General features: G+C 70.7%; 21 protein-coding genes, 1 tRNA gene and 1 pseudogene. 15 read left to right on the top strand and 8 right to left on the bottom strand.

Going from position 1 to position 26,451, the window contains the following annotated elements:
- Window positions 1–9: 9 nt before the first annotated feature.
- Window positions 10–1,977, bottom strand: coding sequence for a sialidase family protein (locus OHT01_RS08590; RefSeq protein ID WP_328552531.1), 1,968 nt, complete (start codon window positions 1,975–1,977; stop codon window positions 10–12).
- Window positions 1,978–2,222: 245 nt separating this feature from the next.
- On the opposite strand from OHT01_RS08590, the gene OHT01_RS08585 reads away from it, so the two are divergent.
- Window positions 2,223–2,765, top strand: a complete 543-nt coding sequence (locus OHT01_RS08585; protein ID WP_328552530.1) for an isochorismatase family protein — start codon at window positions 2,223–2,225, stop codon at window positions 2,763–2,765.
- Window positions 2,766–2,897: 132 nt separating this feature from the next.
- Here OHT01_RS08585 and fdhD read toward each other — a convergent pair whose 3' ends face one another.
- Together fdhD and OHT01_RS08575 are read right to left on the bottom strand one after the other, a co-directional pair.
- Window positions 2,898–3,761 (bottom strand): formate dehydrogenase accessory sulfurtransferase FdhD, encoded by an 864-nt coding sequence (gene fdhD / locus OHT01_RS08580; protein ID WP_328552529.1) that lies wholly within the window; start codon window positions 3,759–3,761, stop codon window positions 2,898–2,900.
- A 192-nt stretch (window positions 3,762–3,953) separates the two neighbouring features.
- Window positions 3,954–4,925, bottom strand: coding sequence for a 2-dehydropantoate 2-reductase (locus tag OHT01_RS08575; protein WP_328552528.1), 972 nt, complete (start codon window positions 4,923–4,925; stop codon window positions 3,954–3,956).
- 199 nt (window positions 4,926–5,124) lie between these two features.
- On the opposite strand from OHT01_RS08575, the gene OHT01_RS08570 reads away from it, so the two are divergent.
- The 4 genes from OHT01_RS08570 (at window position 5,125) to OHT01_RS08555 (ending at window position 8,474) form a co-directional block, all read left to right on the top strand.
- Complete coding sequence (locus tag OHT01_RS08570; protein ID WP_328552527.1) at window positions 5,125–6,456, top strand: OFA family MFS transporter; 1,332 nt, start codon at window positions 5,125–5,127, stop codon at window positions 6,454–6,456.
- Window positions 6,425–6,559, top strand: a complete 135-nt coding sequence (locus tag OHT01_RS08565) for an MFS transporter small subunit (protein ID WP_328552526.1) — start codon at window positions 6,425–6,427, stop codon at window positions 6,557–6,559. Before OHT01_RS08570 ends, OHT01_RS08565 begins: the two co-directional genes overlap by 32 nt.
- Before the next feature lie 135 nt (window positions 6,560–6,694).
- Window positions 6,695–7,642 (top strand): beta-ketoacyl-ACP synthase III, encoded by a 948-nt coding sequence (locus OHT01_RS08560; protein WP_328552525.1) that lies wholly within the window; start codon window positions 6,695–6,697, stop codon window positions 7,640–7,642.
- A 157-nt stretch (window positions 7,643–7,799) separates the two neighbouring features.
- Entirely contained in the window at window positions 7,800–8,474 is a 675-nt protein-coding gene (locus OHT01_RS08555) for a GntR family transcriptional regulator (RefSeq protein ID WP_328552524.1), read from the top strand.
- Between the two features lie 210 nt (window positions 8,475–8,684).
- Here the strand turns inward: OHT01_RS08555 and OHT01_RS08550 are convergent, their stop codons facing one another.
- The 4 genes from OHT01_RS08550 to frc form a co-directional block, all read right to left on the bottom strand.
- Window positions 8,685–10,091 carry an OFA family MFS transporter gene (locus OHT01_RS08550; protein ID WP_328552523.1) on the bottom strand — a complete coding sequence of 469 codons (1,407 nt, stop codon included), beginning with the start codon at window positions 10,089–10,091 and terminating at the stop codon, window positions 8,685–8,687.
- Entirely contained in the window at window positions 10,091–11,479 is a 1,389-nt protein-coding gene (locus OHT01_RS08545; protein WP_328552522.1) for an OFA family MFS transporter, read from the bottom strand. The genes OHT01_RS08550 and OHT01_RS08545 overlap by 1 nt, the downstream gene beginning before the upstream one ends.
- Window positions 11,480–11,602: 123 nt before the next feature.
- Window positions 11,603–13,750, bottom strand: coding sequence for an acetate--CoA ligase family protein (locus OHT01_RS08540; protein ID WP_328552521.1), 2,148 nt, complete (start codon window positions 13,748–13,750; stop codon window positions 11,603–11,605).
- Between the two features lies 1 nt (window position 13,751).
- Window positions 13,752–14,984 (bottom strand): formyl-CoA transferase, encoded by a 1,233-nt coding sequence (frc, locus tag OHT01_RS08535; protein ID WP_328552520.1) that lies wholly within the window; start codon window positions 14,982–14,984, stop codon window positions 13,752–13,754.
- Window positions 14,985–15,149: 165 nt separating this feature from the next.
- Between frc and sucC the strand changes: the two genes are divergently transcribed.
- The 3 genes from sucC (at window position 15,150) to OHT01_RS08520 (ending at window position 19,002) form a co-directional block, all read left to right on the top strand.
- Window positions 15,150–16,280, top strand: a complete 1,131-nt coding sequence (gene sucC / locus OHT01_RS08530) for an ADP-forming succinate--CoA ligase subunit beta (protein ID WP_328552519.1) — start codon at window positions 15,150–15,152, stop codon at window positions 16,278–16,280.
- Between the two features lie 11 nt (window positions 16,281–16,291).
- Entirely contained in the window at window positions 16,292–17,245 is a 954-nt protein-coding gene (sucD, locus tag OHT01_RS08525; RefSeq protein WP_328552518.1) for a succinate--CoA ligase subunit alpha, read from the top strand.
- A 143-nt stretch (window positions 17,246–17,388) separates the two neighbouring features.
- On the top strand, window positions 17,389–19,002 hold the full coding sequence (locus OHT01_RS08520; protein ID WP_328552517.1) for an aldehyde dehydrogenase family protein: 1,614 nt from the start codon (window positions 17,389–17,391) through the stop codon (window positions 19,000–19,002).
- A 784-nt stretch (window positions 19,003–19,786) separates the two neighbouring features.
- On the opposite strand, the pseudogene OHT01_RS08515 reads toward OHT01_RS08520, so the two are convergent.
- Window positions 19,787–21,117, bottom strand: a pseudogene (locus OHT01_RS08515) (DUF2254 domain-containing protein).
- A 141-nt stretch (window positions 21,118–21,258) separates the two neighbouring features.
- On the opposite strand from OHT01_RS08515, the gene OHT01_RS08510 reads away from it, so the two are divergent.
- From OHT01_RS08510 to OHT01_RS08480, 7 genes are all read left to right on the top strand, one after another.
- Window positions 21,259–21,343 (top strand) — tRNA-Leu (locus OHT01_RS08510).
- Window positions 21,344–21,516: 173 nt separating this feature from the next.
- Complete coding sequence (locus OHT01_RS08505; protein WP_328552516.1) at window positions 21,517–22,053, top strand: SMI1/KNR4 family protein; 537 nt, start codon at window positions 21,517–21,519, stop codon at window positions 22,051–22,053.
- Between the two features lie 303 nt (window positions 22,054–22,356).
- Window positions 22,357–22,668: a hypothetical protein gene (locus OHT01_RS08500; RefSeq protein WP_328552515.1), complete on the top strand. Its 312-nt coding sequence runs from the start codon at window positions 22,357–22,359 to the stop codon at window positions 22,666–22,668.
- Window positions 22,669–22,672: 4 nt separating this feature from the next.
- A complete protein-coding gene (locus tag OHT01_RS08495; RefSeq protein WP_328552514.1) occupies window positions 22,673–24,064 on the top strand; it encodes a putative T7SS-secreted protein in 1,392 nt (463 codons plus the stop codon).
- An 11-nt stretch (window positions 24,065–24,075) separates the two neighbouring features.
- The gene (locus tag OHT01_RS08490) at window positions 24,076–24,738 is read left to right on the top strand and encodes a hypothetical protein (RefSeq protein ID WP_328552513.1); all 663 of its coding nucleotides are present in this window, start codon (window positions 24,076–24,078) and stop codon (window positions 24,736–24,738) included.
- 98 nt (window positions 24,739–24,836) lie between these two features.
- Window positions 24,837–25,397 carry a hypothetical protein gene (locus tag OHT01_RS08485; RefSeq protein WP_328552512.1) on the top strand — a complete coding sequence of 187 codons (561 nt, stop codon included), beginning with the start codon at window positions 24,837–24,839 and terminating at the stop codon, window positions 25,395–25,397.
- Window positions 25,394–26,089, top strand: coding sequence for a hypothetical protein (locus tag OHT01_RS08480; RefSeq protein WP_328552511.1), 696 nt, complete (start codon window positions 25,394–25,396; stop codon window positions 26,087–26,089). Before OHT01_RS08485 ends, OHT01_RS08480 begins: the two co-directional genes overlap by 4 nt.
- Window positions 26,090–26,451 lie beyond the last annotated feature (362 nt).

The raw sequence follows: 26,451 nt of genomic DNA, 5'->3' as shown, positions 1-26,451 counted from the left end.
GAGGGGACGTTAGTGGCCCCCGCTCACCCGGTCCATGGGGAGCCACAGGACGGTGCCCGAGGTCACCTGCCGCTCGGGTGGTGCGGCCAGCTCCGCGTCGCTCAACGCCCTTCCGTAGACCCTTACGTCGTCGATCGCGCCGGTGAAGTACGCGCGGCTGTCCATCCGTTGGCCGACGTGCACCCCGAACGGCGAGTTGCGGCTCACCGATCCGGGCACGTCCGCGGTGCCGACCGTCGTCCCGTCGATGAACAGCGTGAGCCGTCCGCCGCCGCGGCGCAGCGCCAGATGGTGCCACTGGCCGTCGTTGAACGCCCCCGCGGTGCGCACGAACGCCGTGGCCGGGGCCGCGGCGCCGTCCCTGGTGGTGATGAGACCGGTGATCCGGCCGGACGAGGGTTCCCCGCGCAGCCACACCTGGGGCTGCGTCGTACCGATCCCGCCCATCCACAGCAGCGGCTGCTCACCGCCGGTCGCCGTGTAGCGGAACCACAGGGAAGCGGTGAAGTCCTTCGTCCCCAGCGGCAACCGGTCCTGGTACGGCAGCCGTACGGCGTCGTCGGTGCCGTCGAACTCCAGCGCGCCGCCGAGGACGCCGGAGGTCTCGCTCGCGCCGCCGAGGACCGCCGCCCGACGGGTGAACGGGGCGAGGTCGGCCGTCGTCGGGTCGGGGCCCCGGCGCGGCCGGAGCCAGTCCTCGGTGAAGCGGGCGAAGCGGATCTCGTCGCGCGCGTCGGCCGCGCCGCCCTCGTACAGCAGGCCCACGGTGTCACCGTCGACACGCACCAGGTCGGAGTAGCCGGACCAGTCGGTGGTGACGACCGTGCCGCGGTCCACGCCGTCCCAGGTGCGTCCGCCGTCGTAGGAGGAGCGGATCATCATGGTCCGGCGGCGGTCCGGGTCGGCCGGGCAGGACAGCAGGATCCGGTCGCCGACGCGCAGGACGGAGCCCTGCACCTGGGGCGCGTAGAGGTCCGGGACGTCACGGAAGGGGGAGAGGAAACTGTCGCCGCCGTCCCGGCTGACCGCCTGGGTGCGGTGCCCGAGGTCGGTGCCGTCCTGCTCGCGGCCACTGACCAGGACCGAGCCGTCGGCGCGCTCGGTGAGCGTCATCTCGGAGGGCTTCTGCCGGTAGGTGCCGTCGTCCGCGATCGGCCAGGAGTCGGTCGCACCGATGTCCCAGTGGTCGCCTCCGTCGTCGCTGGTGATGAGCGCGGCGTTGTTGGCCGTGACCCGACTGCCGTTCCAGGTCTCGGTGTTGACGGCGAAGACCAGCCGTCCCGCGTGCCGGCCGCGCGTGAGCTGGATGCCGTGCACGGGACCGGTGGCGTACCACGAGTTCCAGTTCGCGGGCAGGATCTCGTCGCTCAGGTCGCGCGGCCGCGACCAGCTCAGACCGTCGTCGTCGCTGTACTGGAGATGCGGAGTGCGGTCGCACGGCACGGAGCAGCTCGCGCTGTCCGTACGGCCCGTGTTGTACGTCTCCGCCAGGACGATCCGGCCGGTCTCACGGTCCACGATCGGTGTGGGGTTGCCGTGGGTGTTCCCGCCCCCGTCGTTGACGACCTGGAGCGGGCTCCAGGTGCGCCCGCCGTCGCCGGAGCGCTTCACGACGATGTCGATGTCGGCCGCGTCACCGCAGTTGAGGACCCGTCCCTCGGCGAACGCCAGCAGCGTTCCCTCGGTCGTCCGTACGACGGAGGGGATGCGGAAGCAGGCGTAACCCGGATCCTGGGCGGCCTTGAACAGCACCTGCTGCTCGAACTCGCCGCCGGCCGGAGCGGGTTCGGCCCGTGCGGTCCCCGGGAGCGCGATCAGCGCGGCGATGCTCAGAGCGGCGGTGAGCGCGGCTACGAGGCGGGTGCGGGATCGCGGTCCCCGCCGGGTGGCGAAGGGGAGTCGCGGACGGGTGCGGGAACGCGGTCCCGGCCGTGCGGCGAAGGTGGATCTCAGACGGGTGCAAAGGCGTGACGGCATCGTGCGACCTGCCCTTCGTACGGCGGCTGGGCAATCCGGATTCTCTGGACATCCCACGTCCAACGTTCGCGCCGCAGACGCTACTTGGGCTCTCAGGCACCCCACAAGGAGCCTGCACCGGTCGTGTTCACGCCAGATTTCGACCGGTCGGCGCGCGTCCGGGTGGCCGCTCCGCGAGGAGCAGTTCACTGGCTTGTTGATCCGGATTTCCGGTACGGACGGCTGATGCGGGCTAACGTTCCGTCATGACCGCACCCGAAGCCGAACCCCGCCTCGCCCTCGATCCGGCGCGCACCGCCCTTGTGCTCGTCGATCTGATGGAGCGCATCGTGGCGCTGCCCCTTGAGCCGTACAAGGGGACCGAAGTTCTCGCCACCGCCGAGGAGTTGGCGGCCACCTTCCGGAAGGCCGGCGCGCTCGTCGTGCTCATCCGGGTGGAGCGGTCCGGAGTCCCGGAGCAGCCGCCCGGCAGCGGTCTCGTCCCCGGGCTGGTCGCGGAGGGTGATCTGGAGATCGTGAAGCGGACCATCGGTGGGTTCCAGGGCACCGGCCTCGACGAACGGCTGCGCGAACACGGCGTCTCCACCCTGGTGTTCGGCGGGATCGCCACCAACCTGGGGGTCGAGTCCACCGCGCGCGCCGCCGGCGACCTCGGCTACGACCTCGTCTTCGTCCAGGACGCGATGGCCGCTTTCACCGCCCCCGAGCACGAGGCCTCCGTCCGCCTGGACTTCCCGCGCCTCGGCACGGTGGTGACCGCCGGGGAGGTGCGCTTCTCCGCGCGGTGAGCCGCTGGGGCGCTCCCGGCGCTCCCGTGCCCGCCCAGGTGGGGAGGGCCGGGGCCGAGGCGGGGCCCCCTCCGGCGCAGGGGGCGCTCCCCGCCGTCCGGGGCCCCGCCGCCGTGTCGCGGGGAGCCTGCGTCAGCCCTGGGCGGCCGCGGCCCGCAGGGCGACGCGGTGCTCGCCCGCGTACACGTTCATGTTGGTGCCGCGCAGGAAGCCGACCAGGGTCAGGCCGGTCTCGGCGGCCAGGTCGACGGCCAGGGACGACGGCGCGGAGACCGCCGCGAGCACCGGGATGCCCGCCATCACCGCCTTCTGCGCCAGCTCGAAGGACGCCCGGCCGGAGACCAGCAGCACCGTCCGGGAGAGCGGGAGCGTGCCGTTCTGCAGCGCGCGGCCGACCAGCTTGTCGACCGCGTTGTGCCGGCCCACGTCCTCGCGTACGTCGACCAGCTCGCCGTCCTCGGTGAACAGGGCCGCCGCGTGCAGGCCCCCGGTGCGGTCGAAGACCTGCTGGGCCGCGCGAAGCCGGTCGGGGAGGACCGCGAGCAGGCCCGGCTCCAGCCGCACCGGGGGAGTGGTGCCGCCCTCGGTGTCGTCGATGGGCCAGCGGGCCGTCGTACGGACCGCGTCCAGGCTCGCCTTGCCGCACAGACCGCACGACGACGTCGTGTACACATTGCGTTCGAGCGTGATGTCGGGGATGACGACGCCGGGCGCCGTCCGTACGTCGACGATGTTGTAGCTGTTGGAACCGTCCACCGTGGCCCCGGCGCAGTACACGATGTTCTGCAGCTCGTCGGCCCGGCCCAGCACGCCCTCGCTCACCAGGAAGCCCGCGGCCAGCGCGAAGTCGTCGCCCGGGGTGCGCATGGTGATCGCCAGGGGCTTGCCGTCGAGGCGGATCTCCAGTGGTTCCTCGGCGACGAGCGTGTCCGGGCGGGTGCTCACGGCACCGTCCCGGACACGGATCACCTTGCGTCGTTCCGTGACTCGTCCCATGTCCTGATCAGTCCCGCTTCCGTACGTGCGGCCGGCCGGATCGGCCCTTCCTGCGGCGGTTGCCGTGCGGGTCACCGGATCGACGGGCGGGGCGGGTGACCTTCGCGTCCTCATTGTCCTGCATGTGCGCCGGTCGCCGGACCCGCGTGAGTGGAGCGGGCCGCCCGGTGGCTGCGGCGGCCCGCTCCGCCCTCATGCCGCCGTCCGCAGCGCGAGCAGGTCCGAGATGGCGTGGACGGTGCGCAGCGTCGGGACCGGCACCCCGGTGATCTCCGCCAGTTCCACGACGGCCGCGAGCAGCACGTCGAGCTCCAGCGGCTTGCCGCGCTCCAGGTCCTGGAGCGTGGAGGTGCGGTGGTCGCCGACGCGCTCGGCCCCCGCGAGGCGCCGCTCGATGGACACGCCCACCTCGCAGCCGAGGGCCCGGGCGACGGTGAGCGTCTCGGTCATCATGATCTCGATGACCTCGCGCGTCCCGCCGTGCAGGCACATCTGCCGCATCGTGGCGCGGGACAGCGCGCTGATCGGGTTGAAGGAGATGTTGCCGAGCAGCTTGAGCCAGATGTCGTTGCGCAGGTCCGGTTCGACCGGGCATTTCAGCCCGCCCTCCCGCATGGCGTCGCTGAAGGCCCGGCAGCGTGCCGAGACGGACCGGTCCGGTTCCCCGATGGAGAACCGGGTTCCTTCGAGGTGGCGGACGACGCCCGGCGCCTGCAGCTCGGTCGCCGCGTAGACCACGCACCCGATGGCCCGCCGCGGCGCCAGCACCGCGCTGACCGCGCCGCCCGGGTCCACGCTCTCCACCCGGTGGCCGTCGTGGGGTCCGCCGTGCCGGTGGAAGTACCACCAGGGAATGCCGTTCTGGGCGGCGATCACCGCCGTGGTGTCGTGCAGCAGCGGCTCGATGAGCGGCCCGCACGCCGCGTACGAGTTGGCCTTCAGGCCGAGGAAGACACAGTCGACCGGACCAATGTCGGCCGGGTCGTCGGTGACATGGGCACGCGCGGTGAAGTCCCCGCGGGGGCTGATGACTTGGACGCCGTGCTGCCTCATGGCCGCGAGGTGCGGTCCACGGGCGACGAGATGCACGTCGGCGCCGGCGCGGTGCAGCGCGGCGCCGACGTAGGCGCCGATCGCACCGGCGCCGAGAACTGCGACTCTCACTGTGTGGCGCTCCGTTCGGTCGAGGGTACCGAGGAACTTCCGAACTCTGTCGACGAAATATTGTCTACAGGATGGAATGAGTGGGGGCAAGGGGCCGGTGACCGTTCGTCGCGTCAGGGATACCGCTCATCGCATACGGTCGACGAGTTCGCGTCAGGCCGCTTCACAGCCGGGCGAGCGCTTCCTATCGTCCCGGATCATGAGCCCTCCTGTCGCACCGCCCGGTTGGAGCCGCTGGCTCGTCCCGCCGGCCGCCCTGTCGGTCCATCTCTCCATCGGCCAGGCCTACGCCTGGAGCGTCTTCAAGCCACCGCTCGAATCCGCGCTCGGCCTCAGCGGAACGCAGAGCGCGCTACCCTTCCAGCTCGCCATCGTGATGCTCGGCCTGTCGGCCGCGTTCGGCGGCACGCTCGTCGAGCGCAACGGCCCCCGCTGGGCGATGACCGTCGCCCTCGTCTGCTTCTCCTCCGGCTTTCTCATCTCCGCGCTCGGCGCCGCCACCGAGCAGTACTGGCTGATCGTCCTCGGCTACGGCTTCGTCGGCGGGACCGGCCTCGGCATCGGCTACATCTCGCCCGTCTCCACGCTGATCAAGTGGTTCCCGGACCGGCCCGGCATGGCCACCGGCATCGCGATCATGGGCTTCGGCGGCGGCGCGCTGATCGCCTCGCCCTGGTCCGCCCAGATGCTGAAGTCGTTCGGCTCCGACTCCTCCGGGATCGCGCTCGCCTTCCTGGTCCACGGACTGACGTACGCCGTGTTCATGACGCTCGGCGTGCTGCTGGTGCGCGTGCCGCGCGGCGAGAAACCGGCCGTGTCCGGGCCGAGCGCGCTCGACGGCGTCCAGGTCTCCGCTCGTAACGCCGTCCGCACCCCGCAGTTCTGGTGCCTGTGGATCGTCCTCTGCATGAACGTGACCGCGGGCATCGGCATCCTGGAGAAGGCCGCCCCGATGATCACGGACTTCTTCGGGAACACCTCCACGCCGGTGTCCGTCTCGGCGGCCGCCGGATTCGTCGCCCTGCTGTCCGCGGCGAACATGGCGGGCCGCATAGGCTGGTCCTCGACCTCGGACCTGATCGGACGCAAGAACATCTACCGCGTCTACCTCGGGGTCGGCGCGCTGATGTACGCCCTCATCGCATGGCTCGGGGACTCCTCCAAACCCCTGTTCATCCTGAGCGCGCTGGTGATCCTCTCCTTCTACGGAGGCGGCTTCGCCACGATCCCGGCGTATCTGAAGGACCTGTTCGGCACCTACCAGGTCGGCGCCATCCACGGCAGGCTCCTCACCGCCTGGTCCACCGCGGGTGTCCTCGGCCCGCTGATCGTCAACCGCATCGCGGACCACCAGGAGGCGGCGGGCAGGCACGGCTCGTCCCTCTACACCCTGTCGTTCCTGATCATGATCGGGCTGCTCGCCGTCGGCTTCGTCGCGAACGAGCTCGTACGGCCCGTGCACGCCCGCCACCACATCCCCGCACCGAGGGAGGCCGCCGATGTCGCACGACAGCAGCCCGAGTCCGCCTGACCGGCGGGCACTGATCGCCTTCGCCTGGCTGTGGGTGGGCGCACCCCTGTGCTACGGCGTCTACGAGCTGATACAGAAGGCGACACAGCTGTTCTCGGGGTAGGTGTTCGGGCGTCCGAGAGTCTGACAGAAGCCGACAAGCCTGGCGTCTCAATCCTGTGGCTTCACCTGCCGCCGTACCGGTGAGTCATTGATCAGACTGGTGGATCCCGCTACCGAAGCACGAGGGGGACCACTGATGAACGGCTCAAGGATCGCCGCCGTCGGCCATTACCAGCCCGCCAGGGTACTCACCAACGAGGACCTGGCGGGCCTGGTCGACACCAGCGACGAGTGGATCAGGAGCCGCGTCGGCATCCGGACCCGCCACATCGCCGGGCCCGACGAACCCGTCGACGAGCTGGCCGCGCACGCCGCCGCCAAGGCCCTCGCCTCCGCCGGTCTGACGCCGGGCGACATCGACCTCGTCCTCGTCGCCACCTCCACGGCCGTCGACCGCTCCCCGAACATGGCCGCCCGGGTCTCCGCCCGCCTCGGCATCCCCTCACCGGCCGCCATGGACGTCAACGTCGTCTGCGCCGGCTTCACGCACGCCCTCGCCACCGCCGACCACACCGTGCGCGCCGGTGCCGCGACCCGGGCACTGGTCATCGGCGCCGACAAGATGAGCGAGGTGGCGGACTGGACCGACCGCACCACGTGCGTCCTGGTCGGCGACGGCGCGGGGGCCGCCGTCGTCGAGGCCTGCGCCGACGGCGAGGAGCCCGGGATCGGGCCGGTGCTGTGGGGCTCGGTGCCCGAGATGGGGCACGCGGTACGCATCGAGGGCACCCCCTCTCGGTTCGCCCAGGAGGGGCAGAGCGTCTACCGCTGGGCCACCACGCAGCTCCCGCCGCTCGCCCGGAAGGCCTGCGAGCGGGCCGGCCTCGTGCCCGAGGACCTCGCCGGAGTCGTCCTGCACCAGGCCAACCTGCGCATCATCGAACCCCTCGCCCTGAAGATCGGCGCGGTCAACGCCGTCGTCGCGCGGGATGTCGTCGAGTCCGGCAACACCTCCGCCGCGAGCATCCCGCTCGCCTTCTCCAAGCTCGTCGAACGCGGCGAGATCTCCACCGGCGACCCCGTCCTGCTGTTCGGTTTCGGCGGCAACCTCTCCTACGCGGGCCAGGTCGTCCGCTGTCCGTGAGGCGGCCTGAGCTGCTCGTCCGGCTCCCGCGGCCCCGGGTGTGACAAGCCCGACTCCCGTGCCCTGCCGGGCGTTTGTGCGCCGTAGACTGTAGGCGAAAGACAATTGATAATCGACTTTCCTATCGCGGCGACGGCGCTGCCCAGGAGGGACCGTGATGTTGTCGACAGGACTGCCTCAGGGAGCGGTACCCAGGCTCGAACGACCCGGCCCGCTGCGTGACCGCGTGTACGAGGCGCTGCTCGAACTCATCACCACCCGTGCGCTCAAGCCGGGCCAGCACCTCGTCGAGAGCGAGCTCGCCGGACATCTCGGAGTGTCCCGGCAGCCCGTGCGCGAGGCCCTCCAGCGGCTGAGCACCGAGGGCTGGGTCGATCTGCGGCCCGCCCAGGGCGCGTTCGTCCACGAGCCGACCGAGGAGGAGGCCGACCAGCTCCTCACGGTCCGTACGCTCCTGGAGGCCGAGGCGGCCCGGCTCGCCGCCGCCAACGCGGGCACCGCGGCCATCAGCGTCCTCGAAGACCTGTGTGCCGAGGGGGAGCGGGCGGTGGACGCCGACGACGTGGACGCCGCGGTCGCGATGAACGCGCGACTGCACGCCAAGGTCATGGAGCTCGCGGGCAACACGGTCCTCGCCGAACTCGCCGCACAGGTCGACCGCCGGGTCCGCTGGTACTACACCCCGGTGGCCCGCCAGCGCGGCCGGCAGTCCTGGACCGAGCACCGCGAACTGATCGCCGCGATAGCGGAACGCGACGGACAGCGGGCCACCGCGGTCATGCGGGCCCACACGGAACACACGCGGCAGATGTACCACGACCGCGAGAAGTAGCCCCGCGAGCGGGCCCGCCAGGCGCCCTTCGTCCGGCGCCCACTCCCTTCGTCGGGCCCGCCCGACTCCCTTCGTCCGGCGGCCCGAGTCCTCGTCCGGCGCTCCGCGCGCCGGACGAGGACTCGGGCCGGGACCGGCTCCGGCACGCACCCGAGGGTGACCCTCCCGCCGGATCGCGGAGAGGGCCACCCCTGCGGGGAAGTCGCTTGCTCAGCCCACCGGTTGTGGCCGGGGCGCCGGGCTGTCGGCCGTGCTGCGGCCCGGCTGCCGCAGCAGCAGGGCGATCGCGGCCGCGACCATGGAGATACCGCCGGCCAGCGCGTACGCGCCGTCGTAGCCCCAGGCGGCGACCACCATCGAGCCGAGCCCGCCGCCGAACAGCCCGCTGATCAGCTTTCCGCTGTACACCAGGCCGTAGTTGGTGGCGTTGTAGTTCTCGCCGAAGTAGTCCGGGGTCAGGGCCGCGAACATCGGGTAGAAGGCCCCGCCGCCGAACCCGGAGAGGAAGGCGAAGATCAGGAAGAGCGCCTCGCTGTGGATGTCACCGGCCCAGATCACGCCGAACTGCGCGAGTCCGAGGACCAGGATGACGAACACCAGGGTCTGCTTGCGGCCGTACGTGTCGGACAGCCAGCCCACCACGCCCCGGCCGACACCGTTGATGACCGCCATCACGCCCATCGACGACGCGGCCACCAGGGGCCCGAAGCCGATCTCCTTGGCGTAGTCGACCTGGAAGGAGATCCCGAAGATCGACACACCCGCGGTCATCACGAGCGCGATCCACATCAGCGGGAGCATGCCGGTCCTGATGGCCTCCTTGGGGGTGAACTGCTTCACCGCGGGAGGGTTCTTGGAGAGACTCGCGGCCCCCTTCGCGGAACCGCCGTACGTCAGCGGGTCGATGTCCGCGGGCCACCAGTTCTTCGGCGGGTCCTTGAAGAAGAACGCGGCCGACAGCACCACGATCATCACGTAGCAGCCGATGAGGTCCAGGACCCGGTGGTAATTGGCAGTGTCGAAGGCGTAGTTGAAGATGAAGATGAACGGCAGGGAGCCGTACGCGAATCCGCCGTTGACGAATCCCGTCCGCGCGCCGCGCCGTTCGGGGAACCACTTCCCGACCATGTTGATGCAGGTCGCGTACACCAGCCCGGACCCGATGCCGCCGATCACGCCGAAACCCACGATCGCCAGCAGCACGTTGCTCAGGTGCGACAGGGCGAGGAAGCCGGCCGCGCACATGACCGAGCCCGTGTACATGGCCCGGCGGGCGCTCAGGATCCCCTTCTCCCGCAGCCAGCCGGCGGGGAAGGCTATGCCCGCCTGGAAGAAGACCCAGATGCTCAGGATCCAGAAGGTGTTGCTCTGCGTCCAGCCGTGGGCGTGGGACAGGGTGTCCTCGGCCGAGCCGTACGCGTACTCGAAGACACTGATGGCCATCATGGCGGCCCAGGGCAGGTACACCATGAACTTCCGTGAGTGGCCGAGGATGTCCCGGTCGGTCTCGCCGACCCGGTAGACACGGCCCCGGGCGTCCGTGACCTCCCGGTACGCGCGCCCCGGGGCGCCGGGGTCGTCGGGCGCGTCCTTCTCCGCGATGGGTTCCGTCGTCATCAGGCCATCTCCTCGCCGAGCGGGTGCGGATTGGGAACGATGCTGCGGGCCCGCGGCCGGCCCGGTGCCTTGAGGAACAGGGCCAGTACCGCCGACGCCAGACCGATGGACCCGGCGAGCACGAAGGCGCCGTGGTAGTCCCACGCGCCGACGACGACCGCGCCCATGCCGGAGCCCACGAGGCCCGAGATCAGCTTCGAGCTGTAGACCATCCCGTAGTTGGAGGCGTTGTTGTTCTCACCGAAGTAGTCCGCCGTCATGGCCGCGAACAGCGGGAAGATCGCGCCGCCGCCGAAGCCGGAGACCATGGAGCAGAACAGGAAGAAGGGCATGCTGCCCAACTGGCCGGAGACCAGGACCCCGAACTGGGCGGAGCCGAGCACCAGGCACACGATGATCAGCGTGTGGCGCCGCCCGAAGCGGTCGGAGATCCAGCCGATGACGCCGCGTCCGGTGCCGTTGACGATCGCCTTCAGGGACATCGCCGTGGCCACGATCCCGCCCGCGAAGCCCATGTCCCTGCCGAACGGCACCTGGAAGGCGATGCCGAAGATGTTGATCCCGGCCGTGCACAGCAGGCAGAACCACATCATCCACAGAACGGGCGTACGCGCCGCCTCCCTGGGGGTGTACTGCTTCACCGCCGGCGGGTTCTTCTCCAGCGCCCGCCGGATCCTCGGGTCGTCGGAGACCTTCAGCGGGTCCACGTCCGCCGGCCACCAGCCCTTCGGCGGGTCCTTGAAGAACCAGCCGGCCACCGCGACCAGGGCGCAGCAGAGCAGACCGACGCCCACCAGGACGCCCCGGTAGTTGCCCGGGTCCATGTACGAGGTGAACAGGAACACGAAGGGCACGGACCCGTAGGCGAAACCGCCGTTGACGAAGCCGGTCTTGCCGCCCTTGCGCTCCGGATACCACTTGCCGACCATGTTCACGCAGGTCGCGTAGACGAGACCCGCGCCGATGCCGCTGCACATGCCGAAGCCGAGGTACGCGACCGCCACATGCGGCGCGAACGCCAGGGACACATAGCCGAGCAGGGTGCCGAGCGCGCCCAGCAGCATCGCCGTACGGGCCGGGAGCCTGCCGCTCTCGCGCAGTCGCCCGGCGGGGAAGGCCACGGCCGCCTGGAAGAAGATCCAGACACCCATCAGCCAGAAGATGTGTCCGCTGCTCCACAGATGGGCCTCGTGGAGTGTGTCCTCCGCCGAGGTGAACGCGTACTCGGCGGAACTGATGCCCAGCATGCCCGCCCAGGGCAGGAGGACCATCCACACGCGTCCGCGGCCCATGAGGTCGATGTCGGTCTCGCCGACCCGGTACACGCGGCCGTGGCGGTCCCTCACCTCCCGATGGGGGACGGATGTCGAGTAGTCGGTGGTTGTCATGTCGATCGTGCACCCCTTGCGTCGAAAGATCTGGTCAGCGCCCCCTGCCAAATGCCTTTCGTGCGCTCACGGGTCCCGGGGGCGGCCGACGCGCACCGTCGGCCGCCCCCGCGCACACTCATGTCATGAGCGGCCCCCCAACAGTCCTGCCGCGCGCGCCCAGCGGTACTTCGCGCCGAGGACGGCCACCGGCATCTCGGTCGTGTACGGGTAGGCCACGACCCCCCGCTCGTACAGGTACCGGCAGGCCTCCTCGACCTCGACGTCGCCCGCGAGCGACGCCACCACGGGCTTCTCGACGCCGCGTTCGCGGAATTCGGCCACCACGCGCGCGGTGAGTTCGGCGAAGACCAGGGGAGGGGTCACCACGGTGTGCCAGTAGCCGAGGACGAGCGCGTGCACGCGCGGGTCCTCCAGACCGAGCCGGATCGTCGCCTCGTACGTGGAGGGCGGCTCGCCGCCCGTGATGTCCACGGGGTTGCCCGCGGCCCCGAAGGGCGGGATGAACTTCCTGAAGGCGGCGTCGAGGTCCGGCGGGATCTCCATCAGGGACAGCCCGTTGTCGGTCACCGCGTCGGACAGCAGCACGCCGCTGCCGCCTGCGCCCGTGATGATCACGACGTTGTCGCCCCGGGGAGCCGGCAGCACCGGCAGGGCGCGCGCGTACTCCAGCATGTCGTTGAGTCCGGGAGCCCTGATGACACCGGCCTGCCGCAGGATGTCGTCGTACACGGCGTCGTCGCCCGCGAGCGCTCCGGTGTGCGAGCCCGCGGCCCGCGCGCCGGCGGCGGTACGGCCGGCCTTCAGGACGACGACCGGCTTCCTCGGGACCGTGGCGCGGGCCGCCGCCACGAAGGCCCGGCCGTCCTTGAGGTCCTCCAGGTGCATCGCGACGCACGTCGTGTGCGGGTCCTCGCCGAACCAGGTGAGCAGGTCGTCCTCGTCCAGGTCCGCCTTGTTGCCGAGCCCGACGATCGCCGAGACCCCCGTCTTCGTGGTCCGCGCGAACCCCAGGACGGCCATGCCGATGCCGCCGGACTGCGAGGTGAGCGCGACACCGCCCTTCACGTTGTAGGGCGTGCAGAACGTGGCGCACACATCCTGCCAGGTCGAGTAGTAGCCGTAGATGTTCGGGCCCAGCAGCCGGACGCCGTACCGCTCGCCGATGGCCACGAGCTCGTCCTGGAGCCCCTGTTCGCCGGTCTCCGCGAACCCCGAGGGGATCAGGACCGCGTTCGGGATGTTCTTGCGCCCCACCTCCTCCAGCACCCGGGCCACCGCGCGGGCGGGCACGGCGAACACCGCGACGTCCACCTCCCCGGGAATGTCCGCGACACTCGCGTAGGCCTTGCGCCCCTGGATGTCGTCGGCCCGGGGGTTCACCGGATGGATCTCGCCCGCGAAACCCCCGTCGATCAGGTTGCGCAGCACCGCGTGACCGATCTTGCCCGGGACGTCCGAGGCGCCGATCACGGCGATCGACCTCGGCCGCATCAGCCGGTCCATGGAAGCGAGGATCTCCGCCCGCGTGTACCGGCGCCGCGCGGCCGGAGCGCTCCCGCCGAGGAGCACGCGGATGTCCGCCGCGACCGCGCCCTCGGGGGAGGCGATCACCGGGTTGAGGTCCACCTCGGCGATCTCGGGGAAGTCCGTGACGAGTTCGGAGACCCGGCGGATCTGGTCGGCCAGGGCCGCCCTGCGCACCGGCGGCGCGCCGCGCACCCCGCGCAGGATCTGTGCCGAGCGGATCGAGTCCAGCATCGACAGGGCCTCGTCGTCACTCACCGGCGCGAGCCGGAACGTGACGTCCTTGAGGACCTCGACCAGCACCCCGCCGAGCCCGAAGGCGACGACCTTCCCGAACGTCGGGTCGCTCACCGCTCCGACGATGACCTCCTGCCCCGGCGGGACCAGTTCCTGCACCTGTACGCCGTCGATCCGGGCGCGCACGTCGTACGCCCGCGCGTTCGCGACGATGGTGCGGAAGGCGGCCCGTACGTCCGCCGCCCCCTCGACACCGACGAGCACCCCGCCCGCGTCGGTCTTGTGCAGGATGTCGGGGGAGACGATCTTCATCACCACCGGGCCGCCGAAGCGTTCCGCGTGGGCCACCGCCTCCTCCTCGTCGCGGGCCAGCTCCTCACCGGGCACGGCGATCCCGTAGGCGTCGGCGACCAGCTTCCCCTCGGGTGCCGTGAGCGCGGTCCGCCCCTCGCGTCGTACGCCCTCGAGGAGTGCCCGCACCCTCGCCACCCGGTCCTGACCGGCCACCTCAGATCACCCCGCCCGACTTCAGCAAACGCAACTCCTCGTCACCGAGGCCGAGTTCTCCGATGTAGATCTCCTCGTTGTGTTCACCGAGCAGCGGGGAGGCGGTGATGTCGACGGGGGAGTCGGAGAGTTTGAGCGGGCTGCCGACGGTGACGTACGAGCCGCGCTCGGGGTGCTCGACCTCGACGACCATGTCGTTGGCGGCGAGCGAGGTGTCCTCGATGATCTCCTTGGTGGACAGGATCGGTCCGCACGGGATGCTCTGGGCGTTGAGTTTCTCCAGCACCTGCCACTTGGGCAGCGTGATGGTCCACTCCTCGATGAGCTGGAACATCTTGGCGAGCTTGGGCAACCGGGCCTGCGGTGTGGCCCATTCGGCGTCGTCGGCGAGTTCGGGCCGGCCGATCAGCCGCGTGACCGGCTTCCAGCCGGTGGGCTGGACGATGACGTAGACGTAGTCGTTGGGGCCGCCGGGCGCGCACTTGACGGCCCAGCCGGGCTGGCCGCCGCCGGAGGCGTTGCCGGAGCGCGGGACCTCGTCGCCGAAGTCCTCGTTGGGGTACTCGGCGAGCGGTCCGTGCGCGAGGCGCTGCTGGTCGCGCAGCTTCACCCGGCAGAGGTTGAGGACGGCGTGCTGCATGGCGACGTTGACGCGCTGGCCGCGTCCGGTGCGGGTGCGCTGGAGGAGCGCGGCGAGGATCGCGGCGACGGCGTGGACGCCCGTGCCGGAGTCACCGACCTGGGCTCCGGTGGCCATCGGCGGACCGTCCTCGAAACCGGTGGTGGCCATGGAACCGCCCATGGCCTGCGCGACCACCTCGTACGCCTTGAAGTCGGTGTACGGGCCGTCCCCGAAGCCCTTGATGGAGGCGTAGACGATCCGCGGGTTGATCTCTCGGACGCGGTCCCAGGTGAAGCCCATGCGGTCGATCGCGCCGGGTCCGAAGTTCTCCACCATGACATCGGAGCGGCGGATCAGCTCGGTCAGGAGCTGTTTGCCGCGCTCGGTCTTGGTGTTGAGGGTGATGCTGCGCTTGTTGCTGTTGAGCATGGTGAAGTAGAGGGAGTCGACGTCCGGCAGGTCCCGCAGCTGGGTGCGGGTGATGTCGCCGGACGGCGCCTCCAGTTTGACCACGTCGGCGCCGAGCCAGGCCATCAACTGGGTCGCCGAGGGCCCGGACTGAACGTGCGTCATGTCCAGGACGCGGATGCCTTCGAGAGCCTTGGTCGTCACAGGTCACCTCACTTGTCCGTTGCCTTGAGCCGCCCCGATGCCGCCGGCGGTGGGCCAGGTTCGTACATTGCATACAGTCGACGAATACTGTATGAAGATTGTTATCCCGCATCCGATGGGTGATGTCCAGGGGTCGTGCACCACTTTCAGGACAGGAGCCGAATCGTGGACCTGTACGAGTACCAGGCGCGGCAACTCTTCGAGGAGTACGGCATCTTGGTGCCGCGCGCCGAGGTCACGGACTCGCCCCGGGAGGCGCGGGCGATCGCCCGGGGACTCGGCGGCCGGGTCGTGGTCAAGGCCCAGGTCAGGACCGGCGGGCGCGGCAGGGCGGGGGGTGTGCGGCTCGCCGAGGACCCCGCCGCCGCCGAACGGACGGCACGCCGGATCCTCGGCACGGAGATCGGGGGCCATCCGGTCCGGACGGTGATGCTGGCCCAGCCCATCGACATCGAGAGCGAGTTCTACGTCGCGTACGTCCTCGACCGCGCCGCCGGACGCTTCCTCGCGATCGCCTCCGCCGAGGGCGGTACGGAGATCGAGCAGGTCGCCGCGGCCAGGCCGGAAGCGGTCGCGCGCGTCCCCGTGGACCCGGCGGAGGGCGTCACCCCGGCGAAGGCGGACGAGATCGCGCGGGCGGCGGGGCTGCCGCCGCGGACCGCCGACATCCTGATCGGGCTCTGGCGGGTGCTGACACGCGAGGACGCCGTCCTCGTCGAGGTGAACCCGCTCGTCCGCACCACCCGGGGACAGCTCGTGGCACTCGACGGCAAAGTGACCCTCGACGACAACGCCCGCTTCCGCCAAGCACGTTGGGGAGAAAAGGAGGACCCGCACACCGACCCGCTGGAGGCGGCGGCCGCGGCCAGGGGCCTCAACTACGTGAAGCTCGACGGCCGGGTCGGCGTCATCGGCAACGGCGCGGGACTCGTCATGGCGACACTCGACGTGGTCGCCGACTGCGGAGCCCGCCCCGCCGACTTCCTCGACATCGGCGGCGGAGCCTCCGCGCGGGTCATGTCCGACGCCCTGTCCGTCGTCCTCTCCGACCCGGACGTCAAGTCCGTCCTCGTCAACGTCTTCGGCGGGATCACCGCCTGCGACACGGTCGCCGACGGCATCGTGCGGGCCCTGGACACCGTACGGCCGAGCAAGCCGATCGTGGTCCGGCTCGACGGCAACAACGCCGCACGGGGCCGGGCCCTGCTCGACGGCCGGGCGCACCCATTGGTCCACCAGGCCACCACCATGGACGAAGCCGCCCGCCTCGCCGCCCGACTGGCCGACACCACCTGAAGGAGCGGTACATGGCCGTCTTTCTCACCAACGAGTCCAGGATCCTCGTCCAGGGCATGACCGGAGCCGAGGGCATGAGACACACCCGGCGCATGCTCGCCGCCGGCACGAACGTCGTCGGCGGAGTCAACCCGCGCAAGGCCGGCCGGACGGTCGAGTTCGGCGTCGAGTCCGACGGCCCCCACCACCCCGGAGGACCGGGAGGCGCCCCGAGAAACGTCCCCGTCTTCGGATCGGTGCGCGAGGGGATCGAGGCGACCGGCGCCGACGTGAGCGTCGTGTTCGTGCCGCCCGCCTTCGCCCGTACGGCCGTACTGGAGGCCGCCGACGCCGGGATCGCACTCGCCGTCGTCATCACCGAGGGCATCCCCGTCCACGACTCCGTCGCCTTCTGCGCGCACGCCGCCGACCGGGGCACCCGTGTCATCGGCCCCAACTGCCCCGGCCTCATCAGCCCCGGACAGTCCAACGCGGGCATCATCCCCGCCGACATCGCCGGGCCCGGACGCGTCGGCCTGGTCTCCAAGTCCGGCACCCTCACCTACCAACTCATGCACGAACTGCGGGACATCGGCTTCTCGACCTGTGTGGGCATCGGCGGGGACCCCGTCGTCGGCACCACCCACATCGACTGCCTGGCGGCCTTCCAGGACGACCCCGGGACCGAGCTGATCGTTCTCATCGGGGAGATCGGCGGCGACGCCGAGGAGCGGGCCGCCGCGTACATCCACGATCACGTCACCAAGCCCGTCGTCGGCTACATCGCCGGATTCACCGCCCCCGAGGGCCGGACCATGGGACACGCCGGTGCCATCGTCTCCGGCTCCTCGGGCACCGCCCGGGCCAAACGGAAGGCCCTGGAGGCGGCCGGCGTGCAGGTGGGCGGCACCCCGACCGAGACGGCGCGGCTGGTCCTGGAACGGGTGCCGGGGCGGGCGGCCGGGAGTGATGTCACTCATAGTTGATGTGAGGTGACTGTCGGAAACCGATCGACCTCACTACGTTCCCCTTACGTACGCGACGACTGTTCGCGCGGGCCCGTACGACCTGCCCCTCGGCAGGAGCCGGGCCCCCCGCCCCCGACTGTGCACCGAGAGCGGAGACACCCATGACGACCCTCGACACCGACCCCCGCGACGGCGGTTCCCTCCAGTCCGGCCCTCGCGTCCTCACCTCACCCGGCTCCACCCCCCTCGTCCTCAAGTCCGGTACCTCCTGGACGGACGCCTGGAGGCGGTCCCTCGCCGTCGCTCCCGAGGCGTTCCGCGACGACCGGGTGCTGAACCTCTGGAACTCCGGCTGGCAGGCGGACGGCCGTGCACTGCCCGCCACCAGCCCCGTCGACGGCGGCCCCATCGCGGGACCGCCACGGCTCGACGGCGGCACCGCCGGGCAGGCCGTACGCGCCTCGCTCGACCAGCACCGGGCCTGGCGCCACGTCCCCCTCCCGGAACGCCGGGCCCGCGTGGCGGCGACCCTCGACGCCCTGACCGAACACCGCGAACTGCTCGCCCTCCTGCTGGTCTGGGAGATCGGCAAGCCCTGGCGGCTGGCCCAGGCCGACGTGGACCGGGCGATCGACGGCGTGCGCTGGTACGTCGACGGCATCGAGCCCATGGTGGAGGGCCGGGCCCCGCTCGACGGACCCGTCTCCAACATCGCCAGCTGGAACTACCCGATGAGCGTCCTCGTCCACGCGATGCTGGTCCAGGCCCTGGCGGGCAACGCCGTCATCGCCAAGACCCCGACCGACGGCGGTGTCGCCTGCCTCACGCTGGCCTGCGCGCTCGCCGCGCGTGAGGGTATCCCCGTCACCCTGGTCAGCGGCAGCGGGGGTGAGCTGTCGGAGGCACTCGTGCGGGCGCCCGAGATCGGCTGTGTCTCCTTCGTCGGCGGCCGGGACACCGGCGCCGCCGTGGCCACCGCCGTCGCCGACCTCGGCAAGCGCCATGTCCTCGAACAGGAGGGCCTGAACACCTGGGGCATCTGGAACTTCACCGACTGGGACGCCCTGACGGCGGTCGTCCCCAAGCTCTTCGACTACGGCAAACAGCGCTGCACGGCCTACCCGCGCTTCGTCGTCCAGCGCGCCCTGTTCGACGACTTCCTCACCGCGTACCTCCCGGCCGTCCGCACCCTGCGGACCGGCCACCCCCTCGCCGTCGAGCGGCCCGACGACCCGTACCCCTCGCTGGACTTCGGCCCGGTCATCAACGCGGCCAAGGCCAAGGAACTGCACGACCAGGTGGCCGAGGCCATCGACCGGGGCGCCGTCCCGCTGCACCGCGGCCGACTGTCCGACACCCGCTTCCTGCCCGGCCAGGACACGTCGGCGTACGTCCAGCCCGTCACGCTCCTCAACCCGCCCCCCTCCTCACCCCTGCACCACGCGGAACCGTTCGGCCCGGTCGACACCATCGTCCTGGTCGACACCGAGGCCGAGCTGCTCGCCGCCATGAACGCCTCCAACGGGGCGCTGGTCGCCACGCTGTCCACGGACGACGAGACGACGTACACCCGACTGGCCCCGCAGATCCGCGCGTTCAAGACCGGCCACGGGAAGCCCCGTTCCCGGGGCGACCGGGACGAACTCTTCGGCGGCTTCGGCGCGTCGTGGCGCGGCGCCTTCGTGGGCGGCGAACTGCTCGTGCGCGCGGTGACCCAGGGGCCGGCGGGGGAGCGGTTGCCGGGGAACTTCCCGGACTACCACCTGATGCCGTGAGCCTCGTGAGGTTGCTGGCCTGGCCGGGCCTCGCCGCGCCTCGCAGGGTCAGGCCGGGCCCGGCCGCGTCAGGCCGGCGCGGTGCGGTCGGTCCGGTCGGTCCCGTGAACCTGGCGGGGCCGGTGAGTCCGGTGAGGCCGGTGCGCCCGGTGCGCCCGGTGGGTCCGGTGGACCCGGCGGGGCCCGTGAACCGGGTGGGTCCGGGTGAACCCGGTGGGGTCGCTGCACCCGGTGGGTCCGGTGGACCAGGCCCGGTGAGCGGCGTGAGCCTCGCGGGCTGAGCGCGGGGCGGCGTCCGCCGTCGGGCGCGGCCCCGCCGTGCGGGCGGTCCCCTGCCGCGCTGGGTGTTGCTCCGCTGTGCGGGCGGTCCCCGGCCGTGCCGGGCGAGACGCGGCCCTTCGGGCGTTGCCCCGCCGTGCGGGCGTTGCCCCGCCGTGCGGGCGTTGCCCCGCCGTGCGGGCGTTGCCCCGCCGTGCGGGCGTTGCCCCGCCGTGCGGGCGTTGCCCCGCCGTGCGGGCGTTGCCCCGCCGTGCGGGCGTTGCCCCGCCGTGCGGGCGTTGCCCCGCCGTGCGGGCGTTGCCCCGCCGTGCGGGCGTTGCCCCGCCGTGCTGGGTGTTACCCCGCTGGGTCGGGCGAGACCTGGCCCTTCGGGCGAGACCCGGCCCCGCGGGCGATCCCCTGCCGCGCTGGGCGTTGCCCCGCTGTGCCGGGCGAGACATGGCCCTGCGGGCGATACCCCGCCCTGCCCGGCAGCGCGGGGTATCGGCCGGAGGTGTTCCGTCGGCTACCCGATGCCCTGCCGGTCGGGCCGCAGCGCGAAGGCGCGGTCCGACGCCTCCAGACCCGACCCCTCCACGGCCTCGACGAGCAGCGTGCGATGCCGGAGCAGTGGCTCGCGGCGGTCCGCGGGAGCGATCCCGGCCAGATCGTCGAGCCCGGCGATGAGGCGCCGGGTGACCTGCGGACTGCCGACCGCGCACGAGCGGATCTCGGCGAACCCGAGATCGACCAGCTCGGTCCAGCCCGGTACCGGCTGCACCAGCCGGACTTTCCCGCGCCGGTCGCGATGGACCGCCGCGTCCAGGGGCCGGCCGGCGACGGCGGCCAGGAACTGCACGATGCGGTCGATGGCCTGCACGGCGGTGGTCGGATCGTTCACCGCGGCCGACAGCGCCCGCAGCCCGATGTCCGAGAGCTGCCGGAGCCCGAACGCGAAGTCCTGGTGGAAGGTGCGCTCCACCCCGACGGACACGGTGTAGCTCAGCGACCGTCCTGCCGGGGCGGAACCCCCGTGGACGGCGAGCAGCGGCGTACCCGGTACGACGAAGTCCCCCATCCGCGGGATCAGCCGCAGGACGACACCCTGCTGCCGGGCGGCCTTCACGAGCCGGGCGATGTTCACGTCCCGCAGGACGCCGGCCCGCCCGTGGTGGACGACCCGCCGGTCTCGGGCCCGAGCGCGTCCTCCTCGCCGGACGAGTGGGCCACCGGCATCCGCGCGACGACCTTGAACGCCTCACGGGTGATGCGGTCGATGACATGGCTGATGCGCATGAGCCGCAGGGTCTGGTTCACGTACAGCACGAAGAGCAGGAGGCTGAGCCCCAGCATCAGGAGCGTCAGAACCGACTGGACCAGGGGGGCCGAGGTCACGTACCGCGCTTCTGCCTGCCCCTCGTACGAGGTCAGCACGAGGAGCGACAGCAGGAAGGTCGCGAGGAACACGGCGAACGTGGCCTTGGTGATCCGGCTCCGTACGAAGATCCGCACCACGCGGGGACTGAACTGCCCGCTCGCCATCTGGACGGCGACCAGCGAGATGCTGAACACCACACCGATGAAGGTCATCATCGCCGAGCTGACCACGGTCACCACGGCCTTCGCGTCGTCGGCCAGGCGCAGCAGATCGTCGATGGTGTCGAAGTCGCGCGCGTTCCGCAGCGACTCGACGATCGCGGTGTCGAGCGCGTTCGCCACCGCCCACACCACGAAGACCAGCACCATGGCCGCCGTGGGCGCGAACCAGAACGTGTCCCGCAGATGCTCCCGCAACGGCGACAGCGCCCTCGGCCGCCGCCCTTCCCGCAAACCCCCGGTAGTCATCCAGTCACCCATGGTGCGACTGTAGGCGCATCCCCACCTCGCCCCGTGGACCCGCTCCGGGGCCCGGATATGCAGGTGAAAGGCACTCCGAAACCTTGGTATTGTTGTCCATGTCGCCGCGGGGAACACCTCCGGCCAGGCGACAGACACCTTGTCCGGGTGGCGGAATGGCAGACGCGCTAGCTTGAGGTGCTAGTGCCCTTTATCGGGCGTGGGGGTTCAAGTCCCCCCTCGGACACAACAACACTCGCTGTAGCGATACGCAGATGAGGGCCGCGACCATTTGGTCGCGGCCCTCATCTGCGTATGCGTGACCGATCGTGATCCCGAGAGCTTCGGGGAGCGGGCTCCCCTTCCACGCGCTACTGCGTGCGCGGCAGCCGCAGAAGGCAACGAGAAGGGGAAAGCCGAATGAGTCCGGAACTGAGTCGGCTCGCCGAGCTCCTGCGCGGGCCCGCGGCGCTGGAGCGCTCCTGGGACTGGGAGGTCGTCGAAGCCGAGCTGCGCACGGCGCTCCCCACGGACTACCGGGAGCTCGTCGAAGCCTACGGCGGCGGACTCCTGGACGAGTACCTGCTCCTGCTGGAGCCAGGCTGTCCCCATGACGTCTACGACCTGGTCAAGATCAGCGCCGAACGCGAAGAAGCGAACGATTCCCTGTGGCAGTTCGAGGACAGGCCGGCGGAAATGGAATCCGGGGGCAACCGCCTGGTCTGCTGGGCGACCACGGACAACGGCGAGTACCTGTACTGGCTCGTCCAGTCGGCAGACGACCCCGACTCTCGGCCTACCTTGATCAACAGCGAGTCGGGAGAGGACTGGGAGCGCTACGACATGACCGTGACCCAGTTCCTCACCGCAGTGCTCACCGGTGAGATCCGGTCGGAGATTCTGTGGGACCGGTTTCCGCTGCCCGCGCATGAATTCCGCCCTGCGCGGGAGATGTGACGAACTCCGGCCACGTACGTGCCTGTTCACCTGCACGCCGGGTCGCTCGCGGTCCGACTGCCGGTGATCTCCTTCCCGTCAAGCGGTGTGCCGGACCGACTCGTCCTCGCCCCGGACGACGGGCTCTTGAGAGGCGGGTTCGGCGGACCGGCCGGTGCCGGGCAGGCGTGTCGTCACTCCGGTGGAGGACCCGCCCCTGACGGAGTCCCGCCCGGTGGCCTCACACACCTCTTGGGTAGCGTTGACGCGCTTCGGGAACTAGGGCGACAAGCCGCCGACCGATGAAGCCCACGGGGGGAATCCATGAGCGATCTGATCGTCGACGACGATCTGCTGATGAATTCGGCCAGGAATCTGAAGAAGATCCAGTACGAGTTCGAGAACACCGACCGTCACCAGCGGGACCTGAAGGGGATCTGGGGCTCCGGTCCGATCGCCGGCGCGATGGACGCCTTCGCCGACAACTGGGACTACCACCGCAAGCAACTGCTGGACTCGATCAAGACGGTCGGCACGCTGGCCGAGGACTGCCACAAGGCCTTCAGGGACCTGGACCACGAACTGGAGCAGTCGACGAAGGGGCGGGGCAAGGGGCAGAAGGGGTCGGGGGAGTAACACGATGGCACGTCCGGTCGATTGGAGTCCGCTCGAGGACCAGGACCCCGTTCCGGGTGATGTGACGGAGATACGCCGGGAGTCGACGCGTCTGGGCAAGCTGGCCACGATGATCAGCGAGCAGGTGGAGCGGCTTCAGGCGATCGGCCGGGACACCGACGCGCTCAAGGGCGAGTACGCGGGCGCGTTGCGCGGCAAGGCCGACGAACTGGCGGGCCGGCTCGGCAGGACACATCACCGCTACAGCCATGTCTCCGGATACCTCGGTCACTGGGCCGACGATCTGGAAGAGGCCCAGAAGCAGGCCGATGCCGCGCTGGAGGACGCCCAGGAGGCGCAGCGGCGCGTGGACGCCCATCAGCCGCCGCACGAGCAGGACGCGAAGCCCGAGGTCAAGCTGACGGATGCCGAGCGGACGGCGCGGACGGCGCGGCAGCACGCGCTCTCACGCGCCGAGGACGATCTGAGCGGGGCCCGCGGCAAGTTGGACAAGGCCGTCGGTCTCCGTGACGAGAGGGCCGGGCACTGGGCGGGGAAGATCCGGCGGGCGATCAGTAAGGACGGGCTGCACGACAAGGGCTGGGACAAGTTCAAGAACTGGATGGCAGACCACTCCCGGCTGTTGAACGACCTGGCGAATGTGCTGTGTTGGGTGGCCACCGCCTGTGCGATCGTGGCGCTCTTCATTCCCGGGCTCAACATCATCGCGATGATCGCGCTCGGGGCGACGCTCGGGGCGCTGCTGCTGCACACGTCCTTGGCGCTGGCAGGCCAGGGCAACTGGATCGATGTGGGTCTGGACGTCTTCGCGCTGGCCACCATGGGTGTGGGCCGGCTCGCCGCACCGGGAATGGAGGCGGCGGAGCAGGGGGTACGCGGTGCCATGCGCGGCGCCGGAGCGGTCAACCTGGGGAAGATGGCGTGGACCGCGTCCAAGCTGGAGAACCTTGACGAGTTGTCCAGGGCCGGGCGCGTCCTCAAGGCCGGCGTGCGCGGGAGCGAGGAGTTCGAAGCGGCCCGGAAGACGATGAGCGATGGCATGAAGGCCATGTGGGCGGCGAAGAAGGGCGCGCTGGCGGATGCGAAGGCGCTGTCCGGCCGGTCGCTGCCGAAGGCGGACGCCTTGAGGAACCTCGCCGGGGGAGGCCCGGAGGCAGCCTCGCTGAAGGCGTATTTCAGTGGGGCGGCGTCACGGTTCCCGGAGTCCTCGCGGATCACGGGGGAGATCGCGAAGGGGGCGGGGGCGATGCGGCTCAGCCAGGGGGCCTTCTTCGCGGGCACGGCAGTGGACACGTTCGACAAGGCGTTCGGGATGGTCGGCCCGTACTTCGGAGCCGACAACTTCTGGACGGACACCAAGAGTTGGGCGACAGTCGAGACCGGATCAACATGGTGAGGATCGTCAGGATGGCAGCACGAGAACCCGGTGGCGCCCAGCGCTCGCCCATCGAGTCCGAGCTTTCGAGGCGTGCGGCGGAGCAGGAAACGGCGAGGGGAGGGACAGGGCGTCCGCCCCTGCCACCGCTCATCCGTGAGTACGCGTATGTCCTTCTGACATGCAGCTTCCTCGGATTCTGGGTATGGGCCGGCCTGTTGGCGCTCGGGCTGTGGCTGCTGGGCGCGGACCACCGCGGCCGGACCGCCGAGGGCCTGCTGTTCGCCGGATGGGTCGTCTGCTGGCTCCTGACGTTCCCGGCCACCTTCCTTTGGCACGCACCCGAACTGCTCAAGCGGAAGCCGGGGCCCAGGCCGGAGACGGCCAAGGGCTTCGTCGGCTATCTGCTCCGCAACTCGCGCAAGGGTGTGTTCGACGGCTCCCTGCCGCTCACGCTCGACGCCGACGCACCGCCGCCGCACTTCTGGCTGGTCGGGGGGCTGTTCACCTTGATCAGCGGGGGTGTGGCGTCCGCGTCCGGCGAGCTGGGCGGCGCTTGGGCGATCGCCTGTTGGGCGGCCTTCGTGGCCTGCGCCGCCTCCGTCGGCATCCTCGTCCACGGCGCCCTCGGCCGCCGGACCGCACGCAGGCAAGCCGCCCGGAACAGGCTTGAGAAGTCGGGGACCGTACGGTGAGCGCCGCCCAGGAAGCGTCGGGGTCCCCGACGTCGTACGCCCTTGTCCTTCCACCGGGCTGGCGCCGGATCCCGCTCCGCCGCGGCACCGAGCCGGGCGTGAGGCGCGTTCTCGACCACGCCTTCGAGGGCATGCCCCGCGACGAGGTGTTCACCTACCGGCGGGATCTCGAGGCACGGCTGTGGCAGCGCGTCGAGGATGCCCGGGAGGCCGACGGGCTCGACCTCTACCTGCCCGTCGAGTTGATGCACGGCATATCCGTTCCCGCTTCGATCCTGGTGTCCGAGACCCGGCTCGCCGAAGCCGATGACGTGGGTGCGCAGGAGACGGTCCTGCTCCTGGCGGGCTCCGGGGACGGGCGGGAGGTCGTGGACATCGACGGCGCGCCGGCCGTGCGTACCGAGCGGACCGCACAGGCCGACCCCGGGCGTGGCGTCGAGTTCCCCTCCCGCCGCGTCGACTACCAGGTGCCGGTACCGGGGCAGGCGTCGCGATGGCTGACCGTCGCGTTCTCGACCGTCGGCGCGGAGGACGTGGACGGCGAGCTGTCCCTGCTGCTCGTCGATCTCTTCGACGCCGTGATGACCACGTTCCGCTGGCGGTCGTCCGACGACGCCGAGATGTCTCGACCGGTCCAGAACCTCCGGGGTGCCCGATGACCGACCTCCCTTCCCGTCTGCCCTCCCTGCTGCCCGAGCCCGGCGACTGGCCGCACGCCTCTTCCGCCTACGGGCTGGAGGTGGGTGAACCGGGACCCGAGTGGGTCGCGTTGCCGGCCGTCTTCGAGGGCACCGTGTGGAAGGACTCGGCGGAGTACGCCGAGCAACTGGCAGCCGCCCTGGTCGTCCGGCAGCGGGAGTTGATCCGCGGCGAGGCCGGCGACGACCTGCGGGAGCGGGTCGCCGCCCAGATCCTCGACGTCTACGCTCGGCTCTTCGACCTCGTGGACGCGCACTACCACCTGTTGTACTGGCCCGACCTGCGCAAGCCCCCGGTGCCGGCCTTCCTCGGAGTCTGGGAACCCGCGCGCGACGACGCCTCGGCCGAGACGCACTACGCCGGATCGTTCCACCACCACAGGACGGGCGGGCGGAAACCGATCGAGGAGCAGTTCGTCAGCGATTCCCTGGGCGCCGGACTGCGCAGCCTGGCGTTCGTACCGGTGAGACGGGAGGAACCCGAGGACCCTGACGGGCTGATCGGCGTCCTCACCTACTACTGGCGCACCACCACCCGCCCCGCCGACATCCGCCTCGTCGCCTTCACCAACGAACTGGGCCGGCTCTACGGCGCCCTCCCCGATCTCGATGTCCTCGCCCGCGGCATCGTCCTCACCGACGAGCCGAGATAGCGAGCGGCGCGCGTACGACGGTGTCAGGTCTTGTGACTGCCGACTGCCGACTGCCGACTGCCGACTGCCGACTCTGATGCCGCTGTCCGGTCGAGTCGGTCGAGTCGGGGCTGGGGCAGGGACCCCGCGCCGCGCGTCCTCCCGCACGAACGCGCCCTGCCTCCGCGGTGCCGGCTCGCGGCCCGGCCTCGGGGGTCTCATTCCGGTCGCCATAACAGGCAATTCTATTTGCGCGATAAGAGCAGCCTGTCAAATGCGTAAGCGAATTCATCGAATTCTCGCCGTTCTGTGAATGACTCAAGAATGTCCTGTCCATCTGACGGTGCATTGAGATTCCGGTGAGAACGTTGATAATGTTGTCA

The sequence above is a fragment of the Streptomyces sp. NBC_00358 genome, assembly GCF_036099295.1.
GTDB lineage: Bacteria > Actinomycetota > Actinomycetes > Streptomycetales > Streptomycetaceae > Streptomyces.
The sequence above is the reverse complement of the archived record's forward strand: the minus strand, read 5'-3'. Positions and strand labels throughout refer to the sequence as shown.

What these genes read in the sequence shown, in the direction of transcription:
- OHT01_RS08590 (WP_328552531.1), bottom strand. Translation starts at nt 1,977, where the DNA reads ATGCCGTCACGCCTTTGCACCCGTCTGAGATCCACCTTCGCCGCACGG.
- OHT01_RS08585 (WP_328552530.1), top strand. Translation starts at nt 2,223, where the DNA reads ATGACCGCACCCGAAGCCGAACCCCGCCTCGCCCTCGATCCGGCGCGC.
- fdhD (WP_328552529.1), bottom strand. Translation starts at nt 3,761, where the DNA reads ATGGGACGAGTCACGGAACGACGCAAGGTGATCCGTGTCCGGGACGGT.
- OHT01_RS08570 (WP_328552527.1), top strand. Translation starts at nt 5,125, where the DNA reads ATGAGCCCTCCTGTCGCACCGCCCGGTTGGAGCCGCTGGCTCGTCCCG.
- OHT01_RS08565 (WP_328552526.1), top strand. Translation starts at nt 6,425, where the DNA reads ATGTCGCACGACAGCAGCCCGAGTCCGCCTGACCGGCGGGCACTGATC.
- OHT01_RS08560 (WP_328552525.1), top strand. Translation starts at nt 6,695, where the DNA reads ATGAACGGCTCAAGGATCGCCGCCGTCGGCCATTACCAGCCCGCCAGG.
- OHT01_RS08555 (WP_328552524.1), top strand. Translation starts at nt 7,800, where the DNA reads ATGTTGTCGACAGGACTGCCTCAGGGAGCGGTACCCAGGCTCGAACGA.
- OHT01_RS08550 (WP_328552523.1), bottom strand. Translation starts at nt 10,091, where the DNA reads ATGACGACGGAACCCATCGCGGAGAAGGACGCGCCCGACGACCCCGGC.
- OHT01_RS08545 (WP_328552522.1), bottom strand. Translation starts at nt 11,479, where the DNA reads ATGACAACCACCGACTACTCGACATCCGTCCCCCATCGGGAGGTGAGG.
- sucD (WP_328552518.1), top strand. Translation starts at nt 16,292, where the DNA reads ATGGCCGTCTTTCTCACCAACGAGTCCAGGATCCTCGTCCAGGGCATG.
- OHT01_RS08520 (WP_328552517.1), top strand. Translation starts at nt 17,389, where the DNA reads ATGACGACCCTCGACACCGACCCCCGCGACGGCGGTTCCCTCCAGTCC.
- OHT01_RS08505 (WP_328552516.1), top strand. Translation starts at nt 21,517, where the DNA reads ATGAGTCCGGAACTGAGTCGGCTCGCCGAGCTCCTGCGCGGGCCCGCG.
- OHT01_RS08500 (WP_328552515.1), top strand. Translation starts at nt 22,357, where the DNA reads ATGAGCGATCTGATCGTCGACGACGATCTGCTGATGAATTCGGCCAGG.
- OHT01_RS08495 (WP_328552514.1), top strand. Translation starts at nt 22,673, where the DNA reads ATGGCACGTCCGGTCGATTGGAGTCCGCTCGAGGACCAGGACCCCGTT.
- OHT01_RS08490 (WP_328552513.1), top strand. Translation starts at nt 24,076, where the DNA reads ATGGCAGCACGAGAACCCGGTGGCGCCCAGCGCTCGCCCATCGAGTCC.
- OHT01_RS08480 (WP_328552511.1), top strand. Translation starts at nt 25,394, where the DNA reads ATGACCGACCTCCCTTCCCGTCTGCCCTCCCTGCTGCCCGAGCCCGGC.